Consider the following 15,361-nt stretch of genomic DNA (forward strand, 5'->3'; position numbering starts at 1 on the left):
CACCCGCGCGCCAAGACGTGTTGTTCGGTTGTCGTTTGGCTTTCGCTTGACAAGGCGGCGGCCCGCCGCGCCGCCGAGACGCTATACTGCACCTAAGATCTGCCTACCGACGCACGCCGTGCGTTCTTTGATAACTGAAGGATGGTTACGATGCTGAAAGTGGTCCAATCGCCGGACCCCCTGCTGAGCACGGTATGCGAACCGTGCGATTTGGGGGATAAGAGTTTGAAGAGGCTGTCTACCCAGATGGCGCACACTATGTACAAGAACAACGGGGTGGGAATCGCCGCTCCCCAGGTGGGTGTGCTCAAGCGCCTCATCGTGGTCGACTGCGACTGGGACGAGCATCATCGCGATCCTTTGGTTCTCGTCAATCCCGAACTCGTCGACACCTGGGGCGACCCGGTAATCGATCACGAGGGCTGTCTGTCCGTTCCGGGCGTATCCGCTCCCGTCTCGCGCGCACCCTGGGCGCGCGTGCGCTACTTCGACCTCGAGGGCGAGCAGTGGGAGATCGAAAGCGACGGGCTTTTAGGCCGCTGCCTCCAACACGAGATCGACCATCTGAACGGCCGCACGCTGTTCGAGAGCTGCGTGCCCGAGGCGCGCATCAACCTGCTCGCCGCCTACGAACGCGCGCGCCTCGAGGGCGCCCGTCCCGGCGAGACCGCCATCGAAGTGGGTATCGACTGATGCGCGTGGTCTTCATGGGGACGCCTCCCATCGCGGCGACGATCCTCGAATCGCTTGCGGAAAAGCACGAGATCGTGTCGGTGTACTCGCGTCCCGACGCGGTGCGCAAGCGCGGAAACGGGCTGGTGGCATCTCCGGTCAAACAGCTGGCCGAGCATCTGGGCATCCCCGTGCGCACGCCCCGCACCCTGCGCGATCCCGACGAGGTGGCGTATCTCGACGCGCTTGCCCCCGACGTCATCTGCGTGGCGGCCTACGGGGCGCTGCTTCCCGAGTCGGTTCTCTCCATCCCACGCCACGGCTGCCTGAACGTTCACGCTTCGGCGCTTCCGCGCTGGCGCGGCGCGGCTCCCATCGAGCGCGCCATCCTGGCGGGCGACGAGCGTGCGGGCGTGTGCGTGATGAGGATGGAGGCGGGCCTCGACACGGGCGATTTCGCCTGCATGCGCGAGGTGGAGATCGGTTCGAGCAATGCGGGCGACCTCACCGCGCGGCTTGCCCGCTGCGGGGCCGAGGCGCTTATCGAGGCGCTCGATCTGGCCGATCGCTCGGAGCTTTCTTGGACGGCCCAAGACGAGGCGGCCGTCACGTACGCCGACAAGATCGGCAAGGGGGAGCTCGATCCGCGTCCGGACGATTCCGCCGAAGACGTCGAGCGCAAGGTGCGGGCATCGAGCGGGGCCCATCCCTCGCACTCGGTCATCGCCGACCGCGACACCATCCTCGAATCGGTGCGGGTTCTGGCTGAATCCGACGAGGATCTGGCCGAAGGGCTGGAGCCCGGCCAGGCGCGCTTCTCGCGCAAGCGCTTCGTCCTCAAGTGCTCTGAAGGGGCCGTCGAGGTGCTGGGGCTGAGGCCCCGAGGGAAAAAATCAATGGACGCCCGGTCGTTCGCGGCGGGCATCCAGAACGTGAAGAACATCGTTATGGAGTGGGGGACCGAATAATGGCCGATCGCCAACCTGGTAAGAATCGCGACGGGAAAGACCGCAAGGGCCGTCCTGCCGGTCGGGACGGCGATCGCCGTCATTTCTCCCGTTCGGGTGGGGGACCGTCGCGTCCTCGGTCGGATCGCGGTTCGGCCGAAGGTCGCGGGCGCGCACCGCGCGCGGACGGCAAACCGTCCGGAGCGGCGCCCGGATCGCGCATCAAAGACCATCGTTCTGCGGGTGCGAACGCGCCTGCCGACGGACGGGCGCCCCGCTTCGGCAGGGACGGGGATAAGCGCACGCGCGGCGAGGGCGCTCGCTTCGGGGGAGCCAAGCGCCGCTTCGACGACCGCAAGCCGTCCGACGGGTCGCGTGAGAACGGCGCCAAGCGCGGGTTTTCCGGGCGAGGCGAAAAGCGCGACGACAAACGGGGGTTCTCCAACCGAGGCGACCGGCGCGGGTTCGCGGGCAAGGATCGTCGCGAAGGGGCCGAGGGAGGCTTCAAGGGACGTTCCGATCGCGGGGAGAAGGGCTTCGAGCGCACGGCCCGTTCCGACAGAAGCCCGTCGAACCGTCCCGATCGGGCGGGGCGCTCGCTTGACGGGGGCTCGGCCAAACCCCGGCGCTTCGACGGGGCGAAGGGCAAGGCCGCCTCGAAAGACCGCGTGAAGAAGGCGTTCGTCCCCCGCAACAAGAAGGCGTTCAACGAGCGCCAGATCGCGCGTTTGGTCGACGACACCGCCGGCATCTACCGCGGCGAGCTCGACCCGAAACTGGGCCAGCGCACCAAGATCGCCCCCGGGCGCAACACGCGCGAGAAGCTCGAAGAGCTGCGCGAGGTCGAGCGGGAGAAGCGCGCCGGCGAGAAGAAGGGCGGCGGCCCCGATACCAACGAGGACGGGACGGTGCGGTTCTACAAGAACGCCGCAAGCCCCGCTCGCTTGGCGGCGCTCCAGGTCACGCGCATCGTCCGTATGCGCGAGGCCTATGCCCAGGAGGTCATCGAGACGGTGGTCGATTCGTCGGACATGTCCGAGGCCGACCGCGCGTTCGCCACGCTTCTGTCCCTGGGCGTCGTGAGCACCTACGGCGTGCTCGACGAGGTCATCAACCGCGCGCTCGACCGTCCGGCCGACGCGTTCAGCGACGTGCGCGATGCGCTGCGCATCTCCACCTACGAGCTCATCTTCCTGGGCAAGCAGCCCCATGCGGCTATCGACCAGGGGGTCGAGCTCGTGCGCGCGATCTCGCCGTCGGCGCACGGCCTGGGCAACGCCATCCTGCACCGTATCGAGCGCATGAGGGGCGAGTTCCCCTTCGGCGATCCGAACACCGACATCGATGCGCTCGCGCGCGTCTACGCCTTCCCCAAGTGGATGACCCGGCGCCTGGTGGAGGATATGGGCGCGAAAGACGCCGCCACGTTCCTTCGCGTATCGAACGACCCGGCGCCCCTGTTCATCGCCGTGAATGCGCTGAAGGCGACCGACGGGGAGGTCATCGAGGCGTTTTCCGCCTGCGATGCCGCGCTCACCCCCGTGCTGGTGAACGGAACCGCGGTTGCGGGATGCTTCCACGTGTCCAACCCGCGCGTGTTGGTCGAGGGTGCCATCGCCCGTTTGTTCGAGGACGGAAAGATCCTCGTGTCCGACGCTTCGGCCCAGCTCATCGCATCGCGCGTGCTGGGCGACGAGAAGCCCGCGTCGGTTCTGGAAGTGGGCGCCGGGCGCGGCACCAAAACCATCCTCATCCAAAGCGACGCCCAGCGCCGTTTCGGATCGCAGGTCGACCTGACCTCTCTGGACCTGCACGAGTTCAAGGTGGGCCTGCTGCGCGACCGCGCCCGCGCGTACGGGGCCGATCTGTCCGACGCCCTGGTCGGAAACGCGACGCGCCTCGAGACGGTTCTGGGCGACCGCACGTTCGCAACGGTGTTCGTCGACGCCCCCTGCTCGGGGCTGGGAACGCTGCGGCGCCATCCCGAGATCCGCTGGCGCATCAACAAGGAGAACATCGATGCGGTGGGCGAAACCTCGTTCGCGATGCTGTGCAGTGCGGCGGAGCATGTGGAGGAAGGCGGTCGCCTGGTCTTCTCCACGTGCACCGTCACCTACGACGAGAACACCGGGATGGTGAAGCGCTTCCTGGAAAGCCCCGCGGGCTCGCGGTTCGCGCTCGCTCCCATCGACGGGGCCCCGTGCATTTCGACCAAGCTGGACGAAGGGTCGCCCGACGCGCATTTCGCCGCGTGCTTCGTGCGGAAGGGCTAGCCGCCACGGGTGGAAACCTCCTCGCTCGCCGTCTTTTCAGGCGGCGAGCGGTCGTTTGGGGGTAGAATCGCGCTGATTGGGTACATCGCATCGATTTTCAACCGAAAGGTGAGGGGAATGCACAACGCACGCATCATGGAGATCCTGAACGTCGCCGAGAAGGCTGCGATCGCAAGCGCGGAATGGAACGGCCTGGGCGACAAGATGGCGGCCGACCAAGCGGCCACCACGGCGATGCGCGATGCGTTCAACGAGATCGACTTCTCCGGCCGCATCGTCATCGGCGAGGGCGAGCGCGACGAGGCTCCCATGCTGTTCATCGGCGAGGAGCTGGGTCGCGGCGGCGAGGAGATCGACATTGCGGTCGATCCTTTGGAGGGAACGAACCTCTGCGCGGCGATGAAGCCGAACGCGCTGTGCACCATCGCCATCGCCCCGCGCGGATCGCTTCTGTTCGCCCCCGACACCTACATGCAGAAGATCGCGGTGGGGCCTGCGGCGGCCGACGCGGTCCATATCGACAAGTCCCCTGCGGACAACGTGCGCGACGTGGCCCGCGCCTTGGGCAAGCCCGTCGATGAGCTGTGCGTGTGCATCCTCGACCGCTCCCGCCATGCCGACCTCATAGCCGAGGTCCGCTCGACCGGCGCGCGCGTGCGCCTCATCGACGACGGCGACGTGTTCGGGGCCATCGCCACCGCCGTTCCGGGAACGGGCATCGACCTGTACATGGGTTCGGGCGGAGCTCCGGAGGGCGTGCTGGCCTGCACGGGCCTGAAGGCCATCGGCGGCGCGTTCATGGGTCGCCTCCGCTTCGACCTCGACAAGGACGGCGCCGAGAAGCGCGCCCGCGCGGAGAAGACCGCGCAGATCGACCTCGATGCCGTTTTGACCATGGACATGCTGGTGCGTTCGGACGACGCGGCCTTCCTCGCCTGCGGCGTGACCGACGGCGAGATGGTGTCCGGCGTCTCGAAGGCCGGCGGGTCCGTCACCACTGAAAGCGTCGTGATGAACGCGGCCGACCGCACGGTGCGCTTCGTGAAAACCTGCCACCGCGGCGAGAACGGCGTGGTGCGCTTCCGCTAAGGCCCCGCTTTATTCCGGGCATCCTCCGAGGCGCACGTCCACGGCGGGGTTTTCGGCTTGGACGCGGTAGGCGATGCGCACGATCTTCTCCAGGTAGTCGTGCATCGGCCCCTCTTCGCGATCGAACAGAACGCGCACGGTGGTCGGCCGGGTTGCGTCTTGCAGGCAGTCGCTGAGCGCAGCCAGGTTGCGCCCGTAATGCGCGGGGACCCCGAGCGTTCGCACGATCTCGTCGTGGACGTCATCGTAGCTGGTCAGAACGCGTTCGTTCAGCGTAACCGACAATCGTTGCATCCGTCGCTCCTCAGTACAGCCGCTCGAACGACGCGTAGTGGTCGCTCGTGTAGTAGATAAGACCGTCGTTCGAGAACACGATGCGCTCGGGCCCCCGATGCCCCCCGCGATAGCCGATGTCGCATTCGGTCCAGGTGCGCCCCTTCGCATCGGGCAGCAGCCCGTCGTCGTTGTAGAAGCGCCCGCCGCCGATGCTCTTTCCCGGCAGCACCTCGTCGAGGTTGCCTTCCGAGGCGTTCCACCCGGCTTTCTGCGCCTTGGTCTTCGAAACGAAGTTGCCGGGAAGCCTGCCGTAGGTGTGGATGTAGAGCGCCACGTCGTCCTTGTCGGTGTAGGAGCCGCCCTCCTCGATGGGAGGGGTCGCCTGGCGCGCGCCGGTTGCGTCTGCCGGCGCGTCGGCCGCGGGGGAGGGGGAGCCTGCGTTTCCGCTCCCGTTCAGCGCGAGCTGCCCTCCGCCGATCGCGCAGGCCACCAGCACCGCTGCGGCGGCGGATGCGGCGCGCTTGGCCTTTTTGGTGGACAGCAGCCTCGCCAGGCTGCGGCGGAAGGGTTGGTGGGCGCTTGTCATCGGCTGCTCCGTATCTCGTCGGTCGATGCTCGGATACTACCACGCCCGGCTCTGGCTCGGCATCGCGCCCGTGCATCCGCTCGAATCCGCGCCATCGCCGTGCCTGCATCGCGATGGCGAGAGCGAATGTGTAGGAATTGTCGAGACATCGTTTTCGGTCCCGCATCCTCGACCGAGGTTCTATCATCGATTCAGTCCTTTAAAGACGGTACAGAGAGACCGGCAAGGCACCGCGGCGGCGCACACGCACTTCACATACATGCGCCATTGACGAGCCTTTGCCTGATGCAGAGGCGTTTTTGTTTCTGGATCGGGCGAAACGTCTGTCTGTCCGTGCAACTTCGAGCAAGGAGCACACATGACGGATCCAGGTAAGTTGAAAACGGTCTGCATGGACGCAGACGAGATCGAGCGATCGCTGACGCGCATGGCGCACCAGATCCTCGAGAAGAACAAGGGAGCCGAAGGCATCTCCCTGGTCGGCATCGTGACGAGGGGCGATTTGCTCGCCAAGCGCCTCGCCGACAAGATCGAGCAGATCGAGGGCACCCGCCCGCCGCTCGGCCGCCTCGATATCAGCTTCTATCGCGACGACTTCGCAACCCACCTCGCGCCCGAGGTGCACTCCACCGACATCCCCTTCGAACTGGATCGCGCCCACGTGGTTCTGGTCGACGACGTTCTGTACACCGGGCGCACCATCCGCGCCGCGCTCGACGCGCTGATGGATATCGGGCGCCCCTCCTGCATCCAGCTGGCGGTGCTGGTGGATCGCGGGCATCGCGAGCTTCCGATCCGCGCCGACTTCGTGGGGAAGAACGTCCCCTCGGCGCGCGACGAGAACGTGAGGCTCTATCTGGAGGAAGCCGACGGCGAGTCCTGCGTCGAGATCTTCGCCGCCGCTCCGGGCGAGCGGATCGGCTCGGCACCGTTGGGCAACGCCGGAAAGATCGGAGAATAGCATGGGCTTTCATCATCGCCACCTCATCGACATCCGCGAGTACTCCGCCGACGACATCATGCTGATGCTCCAGACCGCCGAGCGGTTCCGCTCGGTGAACGAGCGCCGCGTGAAGAAGGTTCCCACGCTCAAGGGATTCACGGTCGTGAACATGTTCTTCAACGAGCCATCTACCCGCACGCGCTCGTCGTTCGAGATCGCCGAGAAGCGCCTGTCGTGCGACAGCCTGAACTTCGGCGGCTCCAGCACCTCCTCGGTCAAGGGGGAGAGCCTGAAAGACACGGTGGAGACGCTGTGCGCCTACAAGATCGACATGATCATCGTGCGCGACAAGCACGCCGGGGTTCCCCATCAGATCGCCGAGACCTCCGGCGTCAGCGTGATCGACGCGGGCGACGGAAAGCACCAGCATCCCACCCAGGCGCTGCTTGACCTGTACTCCATCTGGCAGGCGAAGGGAACCCTCGACGGGCTGAAGGTGGGCGTCGTGGGCGACGTGGCCCACTCGCGCGTGTGCGGCTCGCTGGTTCCGGCGCTCAACACCATGGGCTGCGAAGTCACGCTCATCGCCCCGCCCACGCTCCTTCCCGCCGCGCCCGAGGCCCTCGGTGCGCACCACGTCACGTCGAACCTCGACGAGGCGCTGGGCGAGCTCGACGTCGTCTACATGCTGCGCATCCAGCAGGAGCGCCTCGAGAACTCGCCGTTTCCCAACCTGCGCGAGTACAGCATGCTGTACGGCCTGAACGAGAAGCGCGACAAGCTCTTGCGCCCCGACGCGATCGTGTGCCACCCCGGCCCCATCAACCGCGGCGTCGAGCTGGACGATTTCATGGCGGATCACCCGCAGCGCTCGGTGATCCTCGACCAGGTGTACGCGGGCATCCTCGTGCGCATGGCTGCAATGTACCTACTGCTCGGAGGGAGCGAAGATGGCCTTACTGCTTAAGAACGCGCGCTTTATCGATCCTCAGACCGGCCTGGACGAGGTCTGCGAGATGCTCGTGCGCGACGGAAGGATCGTGGAGGTCGGCCACGATCTGAAGATGGACAAGGGCGTCGAGCGCGACCTGGGCGGCAAGATCGTCGTGCCCGGCCTGGTCGATATCCACGTCCACTTCCGCGATCCGGGCCAGGAGTACAAAGAGGACCTCGAGTCCGGTACGCGCGCGGCGGTTCACGGAGGATTCACCGACGTGTGCTGCATGCCCAACACCGCGCCGACCATCGACAGCGCCGTCGTGGTGGACTACGTGCGCAACAAGGCCGATCGCGTGGGGAAATGCCGCGTGCACGTGTCGGGGGCCTGCACGAAGGGACTCGCCGGGGAGGCGCTGTCCGACATGGGCGACATGGTCGCGCACGGCGCGGTCGCCTTCACCGACGACGGGCGCGGCGTGCAGAGCGCCGGTGCGATGCGCCGTGTGATGGAGTACGCCTCGCAGTTCGGCAAAACGGTGATGAGCCACTGCCAAGACGAGGGTCTGGTCGACAAGGGCCAGATCAACGAGGGCGCGGTGTCGACGCGCCTCGGCCTTCTCGGCTGGCCCTCCGCCGGCGAGGAGATCCAGATCTCGCGCGACATGGAGATCGGCCGCCTTACGGGCTGCCCCCTGCATATCCAGCACCTCACCACCAAGCGCGCGCTCGAGATGGTGCGCCGCGGCAAGGAAGAGGGGATCGCCGTGTCCTGCGAGGTCACGCCCCATCATCTGTTCCTCACCGACGAGTGCATCGACGAGACCTACGACACGAACCTCAAGGTGAACCCGCCCCTGCGCACGCCCGACGACGCCCGCGCCCTCATCGAGGGGGTCGTCGACGGGACGGTCGACTGCATCGTCACCGATCATGCGCCCCATGCGATCTACGAGAAGGACCGCGAGTTCGAGCTGGCGCCCTTCGGCATGACGGGGCTCGAAACCTCGCTTGCGGCGGTCATCACCGGGTTGGTGAAGCCCGGCCATATCGACTGGAACCGCCTGGTCGAGCTCATGAGCGTCCGTCCTCGCGAGATCATCGGCATCGACCGGGTCGCTTTCGAGCCGGGCTGCCGCGCCGACCTGACCGTGATCGACCCCGACATCGAGTGGGAGGTCGAGAAAGACGGCTTCGAGTCGAAGTCGGTCAACAGCGGGTTCATCGGCAAGCGGTTCGTCGGCCGCGCCACCGACGTCTACGTCGCCGGTTACGCCATGCTCGAAGACGGCGCAGTGACCGGCGAGGCGCTTCATACGGCGTAAGAAAGGCTGCGGTGCGCCGGGGGCCGCTTCGGGCGGAGGGGTCCCCGGCGCGATCGGGCCTGGGTTTTCGATCGGATGCGCTGCGTGCTTCGGTGCGCGGCGTTTCCTCGCAAAGAGAGGGTGACTATGGCCGCACTTGCCAACGAGCCGGCAAAGCTGCTTTCAAACGAACCGGTGGGACCGAGGCTCTTTCTCATGGAGCTCGAGTCTCCCTATATCGCTCGGACCATCCTTCCCGGCCAGTTCGTCCATATGCGCGTGAACCAGATGGCCGACCATATCCTGAGGCGGCCCTTCTCGGTGTATCGGACCGATCCGGGCGAGGGGAGGGTCGTCATCCTGTACCAGGTGGTCGGGTACGGCACCGACTACCTGACCGGGCTTTCCCCCGAAGCGGATCCCGCGATCGAGCTCGTGGGTCCTGTCGGGCGGCCCTGGGGTGCGCGGACCGGCGGCGAGCGCGCCGATGCCGGGCGCGTTTTGCTGGTGGCGGGCGGCGTGGGCGCCGCGCCTTTGTACCTGCTTGCCCAGCAGCTGGTGGAGCGCGGGGCGAAGGTCGATATGGTCATGGGCGCCCAGACCCGAAGCGCGCTGGTGACGCTGTCGGATTACCGTGAGCGCCTGGGTATCGGCGTCGAATGCGCCACCGATGACGGGACGTACGGCGAGCGGGGCTTTTGCACGGGCCTTGCAAGCAGGCGCCTCGATGGGGGATGCGCCTCCGACGGAGCGCCCTACGATCTGGTCTGCTGCTGCGGCCCCGAGCCGCTCATGCGCATCGTGTCCGACATGGCCGCCGAGGTGGGCGTTGCGTGCCAGGTGTCGATGGAGCGGCGCATGGCGTGCGGCGTGGGCGCGTGCCTTTCGTGCGTGGTGGACACTGCGGCGGGCAAGCGCCGTGCGTGCGTGGACGGCCCGGTTTTCGATGCAGACGAGGTGGTGTGGCGATGATGCAGGCAGCAGAGCGGCTGGTTCCCCGGCCCACGAAGGTGGCCCTTGCGGTCGATCTGGGCGGGCTTCGCATGAAGAACCCGGTCACGGTCGCGTCGGGGACGTTCGCGGCGGGACGGGAGTTCCATGACTTCGTTGATGTGGCCTCGCTGGGGGCCGTCACCACGAAAGGCGTGTCCCTTAACGGCTGGGAGGGCAACGCCTCGCCGCGCATCGCCGAGACCCCGTGCGGGATGCTGAACTCCATCGGGCTGCAGAATCCCGGCGTGCGCCATCTGCTCGAGCACGACATCCCCTGGCTCGAATCCATCGGCGCGACGACGATGGTGAACGTGTCGGGCCACAGCTTCCAGGAGTACGTCGAGGTTATCGAGGCGCTCGAGCAGTCGCAGGCCGTCCATGCGTACGAGGTGAACATTTCGTGCCCGAACGTGGACGCCGGCGGCATGGCCATGGGGTGCAGGACCGACAGCGTCGAGAGGGTCGTGTCGATGTGCCGGGAGGCGACCGCGCGCCCGCTCATCGTGAAGCTCACTCCCAACGTCACCGACATCGCCGAGATCGCCCGCGCCGCAGAAAGCGCCGGCGCCGACGGGATCTCGCTCATCAACACGCTTCTGGGCATGGCGATCGACCCCGAGCGCCGCCGTCCCCAGCTCGCGCGCGTGGTGGGAGGGCTGTCGGGTCCCGCGGTCAAGCCGATCGCCCTGCGCATGGTGTGGGAGGTCGCCCGCGCGGTGCAGGTCCCGGTGCTGGGCATGGGGGGCATCGCAAGCGGCGCCGACGCGGTCGAGTTCATGCTGGCGGGCGCGACCGCCGTGGCCGTCGGGACGGCGAACTTCGTCGACCCCCAGGCGACCGTGAAGGTGATCGACGGCATCGCCGACTACTGCGAACGGCATGGCGTATCCGATGTGAACGAGCTGATAGGAGCTTTGGAATGCTGAGTATCTTCGATGAGATCCCGGCGCGCGAGCGCGTTATTGTCGCCCTGGACTGCTCGCGCGACGAGGCGCTGTCGCTGTCCGAGGCCCTGCGCGGGCACGCGACGTGGCTGAAGGTGGGCATGACGCTGTACTACTCGTGCGGCCCCTCGATCGTTTCCGAGCTGCGCGAGAAGGGCTTCAAGGTGTTTCTCGACCTCAAGCTCCACGATATCCCGCACCAGGTGCGCGGCGCCGCCGAGGCGGCTGCGCGCTCGGGTGCCGACATGCTCACCATGCACGTGGCGGGCGGCCCCGAGATGCTCGAGGCGGGCCGGGCGGGAGCGGCGGCCGGTTCGGCAGAGCGCGGCGAAGACGGCATCGTCACGCTCGGCATCACGGTGCTCACGAGCATGGACGCATCCGCGCTTTCCTCGGTAGGGGTGCCGCGCGCACCCGAAGAGCAGGTGGCTCTTCTCGCAGATGTGGCGAAGCAGGCCGGGATCTCGGGCGTCGTGGCCTCTCCGCGCGAAGCGGCCGCCCTGCGCTCGATTCTGGGCGAATATGCATACATTGTGACTCCCGGAGTGCGTCCCGAAGGAAGCGAAAAGGGAGATCAAAGCCGGGTTTCCACCCCTTCCGAGGCGTTTCGCGCCGGTGCATCGCACATCGTCGTGGGCCGTCCGATCACCCAAGCGAAAGACCCAGTTCAGGCTTTTGAGCGTATTTGCGGCGAGATTGCGTAGACGCGGCGTTTCCAATCCGCTACAATCACCGTCGATGGAGCCGTTGGGTGTCCTGTTCAGGTTTTTCTTCACCTGAAATGGGGTTCGTTGTGTTTGACTGTTGAATTTTTCGACGGCAACGCTAAACTACTCGTCGGAATCCGAAATGTGCGGTAGGATTTCACTACCGATAGCCAATCTTATAAAGGAGATTACGATGGCCATTCCTCAACTCAGCGCAGAAGAGCGCAAGGCTGCCCTTGAGAAGGCAAAGGCGGCTCGTATCAAGCGCGCCGAGATCCGCGAGCAGCTGAAGAGCGGCAAGCTCTCCGTCAAGGACATCCTGGGTATGAAGGACGATCCCGTGGTCGGCCGCATGAAGGTTTCCACGCTGATCGAGACGCTTCCCGGCTATGGCAAGGCCAAGTCCGAGAAGATCATGGCCGAGCTCCAGATCGCCGAGAGCCGCCGTCTGCGCGGTCTGGGCGAGCGTCAGCAGACCGCCCTGCTGGAGCGCCTCTCCTAATTCATGCGACGCGGAAATCTCTTCGTCATATCTGGGCCATCAGGTGCCGGCAAAGGCACGCTGGTGGCTCGTCTTTTAGACGAGCTTCCCGATGCGTGGGTGTCCGTTTCGGCCACGACGAGGAAGCCCCGTCCGGGCGAGGTGCACGCGACCCACTACTTCTTCCTGAGCGACGAGGAGTTCGACGATCTGGTGGCCCATGACGGGCTGCTGGAGTGGGCGTCGTACTCGGGCAATCGCTACGGGACGCCGCGCGCGTCGGTCGAGGAGCATATGGCCGCGGGCGACCAGGTGATACTCGAGATCGAAGTGCAGGGGGCCTTCCAGGTCAAGGAGCGCATGCCCTTCGCGCACCTGGTGTTCGTCGAACCCCCCTCGCTCGAAGAGCTGAGGCGGCGCCTCGAGGGCCGCGGCACCGAGGACGCGGCGGCGATCGAGGCGCGCATGAGCACGGCGCAAATCGAGCTCGCCCGCAAACACGAATATGATCACTGCCTGGTCAACGACGACCTCGAGCGAGCGCTCGGGGAACTCGTCGACTATGTGAACGAACAAGCCGAACAATAACGGGGATGACTGTATGAGCATTATCGAACCCAAGGTCGACGTACTTCTGGATCACACCGACAACGACCGTTTCCTGCTGTGCGCGATGGCTTCCAAGCGCGCCCACGACATCAACGACATGATGCACGGTCAGCGCGAGCGCGCCATCCAGCTGCAGACCGCGGTCGAGATCGCGCGCGCTGCCGACACCAAGCCGTTGAGCATCGCATTCGGCGAGATCGCGCAGGGAGACGTCTCCTACGATCCCGCTTCGATCGACGCGATGAACCACTAGGCTCGCAAACCGTATGAGTCAGGACCATCAGCGCATCTGCCTGATCCACTACCACGAGATCGGGCTGAAAGGTCACAACAGGGCGCGATTCGAGATGAGGCTCCTCAAAAACGTGGAGTCTCTTCTTGTCGGGTACCCGGTGGTGACCATCCATCGCATCTCGGGCCGCCTGTGCGTGTTTCTGAAGGAGGGCACCGACCTCGATACGGCCGTGCGCGCTTCCGAAGTGATCCTGCGCGTTCCCGGGGTCGCCCGCGTCTCGTGCGGGTTCAAATGCATACGCGACCTCGAGGTTATGGGGCAGGTTGCGATCGAGGCGCTTGCCGAGGCGGGGGATTTCTCCAGCTTCAAGGTTCAAGCGCGGCGCAACCATACCGACTTCGAGACCACGTCCATGGATATGAACCGCATCATCGGAGCGGTGCTGTGCGAGCGCTTCCCCGAAAAGCAGGTCAAGATGAAGGCTCCCGATGTTCAGGTGGGGGTCGAAGTCGTGCAGAACGCCGTGTACGTCTACGCGCGCAGCGTGCGCGGGGTGGGCGGGCTTCCCGTGGGAAGCTCGGGCAAGGTGGTCACCCTGCTCTCGAGCGGCATCGATTCCCCGGTTGCGACGTGGCGCATCGCGCGGCGCGGCGCCATATGCATCGCGGTGCATTTCTCGGGCCGTCCCCAGGCATCCGATGCAAGCGAGTATCTGGTGGATGACATCGCACGGGTCTTGGAGCGCTCCGGATGCATCGCACGCACCTACATCGTGCCGTTCGGCGACCACCAGCGCGAGATATCCCTCAAGGTACCGCCCGCCTTGCGCATCATCATGTACCGCCGCCTGATGTTCAGGGTCGCCCAGGAGATCGCCCGCCGCGAGGGCGCCGGGGCGCTCGTCACCGGCGAGAGCCTGGGCCAGGTGGCATCCCAGACGCTGGCGAACATCCGCTGCACCGACGCCGTGGTTGATCTGCCGGTGTTCAGGCCGCTCATCGGGTCTGACAAGCAGGAGATCATAGCCGATGCCGAGGCGCTGGGCACGTTCGACATCTCCTCCCAGGACGTATCCGACTGCTGCACGCTGTTCATGCCGCGCAACCCCGAGACGCAGGGGGACCTTGCGGTGGTCGAGGAGGCCGAAAGCGCCCTTCCCATCGAGCAGTGGGTTTGTTCCATCGCCGATTCGGCGGAGGTCCACGACTACGCATGCCCTTCGTACAAGCGGCCCCGCGGCTCTATTGCCGCCGATCAGCAGGGGCAATAGAGGGGATTCGTCGGATTCCGCAGAGCGCGAAGGCAAGATTCGTTGGAAAACCGGTCCATTGGGCCGGTTTTCTGTTTGAGAAGGCCGATTCCGCTTGGATTCCGAACCGCCTTCCAGGCGGGGTTCGGGCGCACAGCGGGTGGGATCCTGCGAGGTTGCGGGCTTATCTTTCCCTCGAGGGAAGGAGACGTCATGCATATCGACACGCGCCTCGAGGCGCTGAAAGATCGGGCTTCTAAGAACGAGTCGGAAAAATCCCTGATCGGATTGGGCTTGCTGGCAATCGTCGTGCTGGTTGCGGTACTCGTCAAAACCTACGCGTTCCAACCCGCTTCGTTCGATATCGAAGCCAAGGCCGATCCGACGGCGCCGCAAGAAGCCCGGCAGTCCTCGACGGAGGCGGAGAAGCCGGCTGCGGCTGAAAACCGGGATATCACGATCCAGGTTTCGGGGTGCGTGGAAAAACCGGGGGTGTACACGCTTTCCGAGGGATCACGGGTCAACGACGCCGTGATGCTTGCCGGCGGTCTGACATCCGATGCGGCCGACTCGGGACTGGGGCTCGCCCGCGTCCTGGTCGATGGGGAAGAAGTTCGCATTCCCTCGAAAGACGATGCGGCCCACATTGCGCCGACGGCCGATAACCCCGCCCCGAGCGCCGGTTCGCCTGCCGGATCCCAGGGGAAGCTGGTGAACGTCAACACCGCAACGGCCGAAGAGCTTCAGTCCCTAGACGGGATCGGCCCGTCGCTTGCGAAGAAGATCATCTCGTACAGAACCGAGCGGGGCAGGTTCGCGTCGGTTGACGAGCTTACCAAGGTGCCGGGCATCGGGCAGAAGACGCTTGCCAAGTTCAAGGACAAGATCACGGTATGAGCGCGCCTGAGGCGAGCTCTGCTCGAAGCCCGCGCATCCCGCTTCTTCTCACAGCAGCGCTTTGCCTTTGGGGCGCGGGAGCCGCGATCCTGGAGTCGGGTCGGAGCGATCCTCATTTCGCATCTGCCTTGGCGTTTGCCTTTTTCCTGGCAGCGGCGTCGCTCGGGTTCGCAGCGCTGGCATCCCGTCGCTTCGTTCGGAAAGGAAATCCAGATCATTC

17 protein-coding genes are annotated in these 15,361 nt (G+C 65.7%); 15 read left to right on the forward strand and 2 right to left on the reverse strand.

Features of this window, described 5'->3' with window-relative positions:
* Positions 1-150: 150 nt before the first annotated feature.
* The 4 genes from def (at position 151) to glpX (ending at position 4,981) form a co-directional block, all read left to right on the forward strand.
* A complete protein-coding gene (gene def / locus JI75_RS03745) occupies positions 151-693 on the forward strand; it encodes a peptide deformylase (protein ID WP_338058751.1) in 543 nt (180 codons plus the stop codon).
* Positions 693-1,640, forward strand: a complete 948-nt coding sequence (fmt, locus tag JI75_RS03750) for a methionyl-tRNA formyltransferase (RefSeq protein ID WP_039688866.1) — start codon at positions 693-695, stop codon at positions 1,638-1,640. Before def ends, fmt begins: the two co-directional genes overlap by 1 nt.
* Positions 1,640-3,892, forward strand: coding sequence for a transcription antitermination factor NusB (locus JI75_RS03755; protein WP_082019740.1), 2,253 nt, complete (start codon positions 1,640-1,642; stop codon positions 3,890-3,892). The genes fmt and JI75_RS03755 overlap by 1 nt, the downstream gene beginning before the upstream one ends.
* A 117-nt stretch (positions 3,893-4,009) precedes the next feature.
* Entirely contained in the window at positions 4,010-4,981 is a 972-nt protein-coding gene (glpX, locus tag JI75_RS03760; protein WP_039688868.1) for a class II fructose-bisphosphatase, read from the forward strand.
* Between the two features lie 9 nt (positions 4,982-4,990).
* Here glpX and JI75_RS03765 read toward each other — a convergent pair whose 3' ends face one another.
* Together JI75_RS03765 and JI75_RS08735 are read right to left on the reverse strand one after the other, a co-directional pair.
* The gene (locus JI75_RS03765) at positions 4,991-5,275 is read right to left on the reverse strand and encodes a barstar family protein (protein ID WP_039688870.1); all 285 of its coding nucleotides are present in this window, start codon (positions 5,273-5,275) and stop codon (positions 4,991-4,993) included.
* 10 nt (positions 5,276-5,285) lie between these two features.
* Positions 5,286-5,843: a ribonuclease domain-containing protein gene (locus JI75_RS08735; protein WP_052241567.1), complete on the reverse strand. Its 558-nt coding sequence runs from the start codon at positions 5,841-5,843 to the stop codon at positions 5,286-5,288.
* A 358-nt stretch (positions 5,844-6,201) separates the two neighbouring features.
* On the opposite strand from JI75_RS08735, the gene pyrR reads away from it, so the two are divergent.
* The 11 genes from pyrR to JI75_RS03825 all read left to right on the forward strand — a co-directional run bounded on the left by pyrR (position 6,202) and on the right by JI75_RS03825 (position 15,141).
* Positions 6,202-6,804, forward strand: coding sequence for a bifunctional pyr operon transcriptional regulator/uracil phosphoribosyltransferase PyrR (gene pyrR, locus JI75_RS03775; RefSeq protein WP_039688872.1), 603 nt, complete (start codon positions 6,202-6,204; stop codon positions 6,802-6,804).
* 1 nt (position 6,805) lies between these two features.
* Complete coding sequence (locus JI75_RS03780; RefSeq protein ID WP_039688874.1) at positions 6,806-7,753, forward strand: aspartate carbamoyltransferase catalytic subunit; 948 nt, start codon at positions 6,806-6,808, stop codon at positions 7,751-7,753.
* On the forward strand, positions 7,737-9,047 hold the full coding sequence (locus JI75_RS03785; protein ID WP_039688876.1) for a dihydroorotase: 1,311 nt from the start codon (positions 7,737-7,739) through the stop codon (positions 9,045-9,047). Before JI75_RS03780 ends, JI75_RS03785 begins: the two co-directional genes overlap by 17 nt.
* A gap of 126 nt (positions 9,048-9,173) precedes the next feature.
* Positions 9,174-9,998, forward strand: a complete 825-nt coding sequence (locus JI75_RS03790) for a dihydroorotate dehydrogenase electron transfer subunit (protein WP_039688878.1) — start codon at positions 9,174-9,176, stop codon at positions 9,996-9,998.
* Positions 9,995-10,945 (forward strand): dihydroorotate dehydrogenase, encoded by a 951-nt coding sequence (locus tag JI75_RS03795; RefSeq protein WP_420804814.1) that lies wholly within the window; start codon positions 9,995-9,997, stop codon positions 10,943-10,945. The genes JI75_RS03790 and JI75_RS03795 overlap by 4 nt, the downstream gene beginning before the upstream one ends.
* The gene (pyrF, locus tag JI75_RS03800) at positions 10,939-11,667 is read left to right on the forward strand and encodes an orotidine-5'-phosphate decarboxylase (RefSeq protein ID WP_039688880.1); all 729 of its coding nucleotides are present in this window, start codon (positions 10,939-10,941) and stop codon (positions 11,665-11,667) included. The genes JI75_RS03795 and pyrF overlap by 7 nt, the downstream gene beginning before the upstream one ends.
* A 196-nt stretch (positions 11,668-11,863) precedes the next feature.
* A complete protein-coding gene (gene mihF / locus JI75_RS03805; RefSeq protein WP_039688882.1) occupies positions 11,864-12,172 on the forward strand; it encodes an integration host factor, actinobacterial type in 309 nt (102 codons plus the stop codon).
* A gap of 3 nt (positions 12,173-12,175) precedes the next feature.
* Positions 12,176-12,739, forward strand: a complete 564-nt coding sequence (gene gmk / locus JI75_RS03810) for a guanylate kinase (RefSeq protein WP_039688884.1) — start codon at positions 12,176-12,178, stop codon at positions 12,737-12,739.
* Positions 12,740-12,752: 13 nt separating this feature from the next.
* The gene (locus JI75_RS03815; RefSeq protein ID WP_039688887.1) at positions 12,753-13,013 is read left to right on the forward strand and encodes a DNA-directed RNA polymerase subunit omega; all 261 of its coding nucleotides are present in this window, start codon (positions 12,753-12,755) and stop codon (positions 13,011-13,013) included.
* Between the two features lie 13 nt (positions 13,014-13,026).
* The gene (gene thiI / locus JI75_RS03820) at positions 13,027-14,265 is read left to right on the forward strand and encodes a tRNA uracil 4-sulfurtransferase ThiI (RefSeq protein WP_039688889.1); all 1,239 of its coding nucleotides are present in this window, start codon (positions 13,027-13,029) and stop codon (positions 14,263-14,265) included.
* A 192-nt stretch (positions 14,266-14,457) separates the two neighbouring features.
* A complete protein-coding gene (locus JI75_RS03825; RefSeq protein WP_052241568.1) occupies positions 14,458-15,141 on the forward strand; it encodes a helix-hairpin-helix domain-containing protein in 684 nt (227 codons plus the stop codon).
* Positions 15,142-15,361: the final 220 nt, after the last annotated feature.

The organism is Berryella intestinalis (genome assembly GCF_000814825.1).
GTDB classification, from domain to species: Bacteria; Actinomycetota; Coriobacteriia; order Coriobacteriales; family Eggerthellaceae; genus Berryella; species Berryella intestinalis.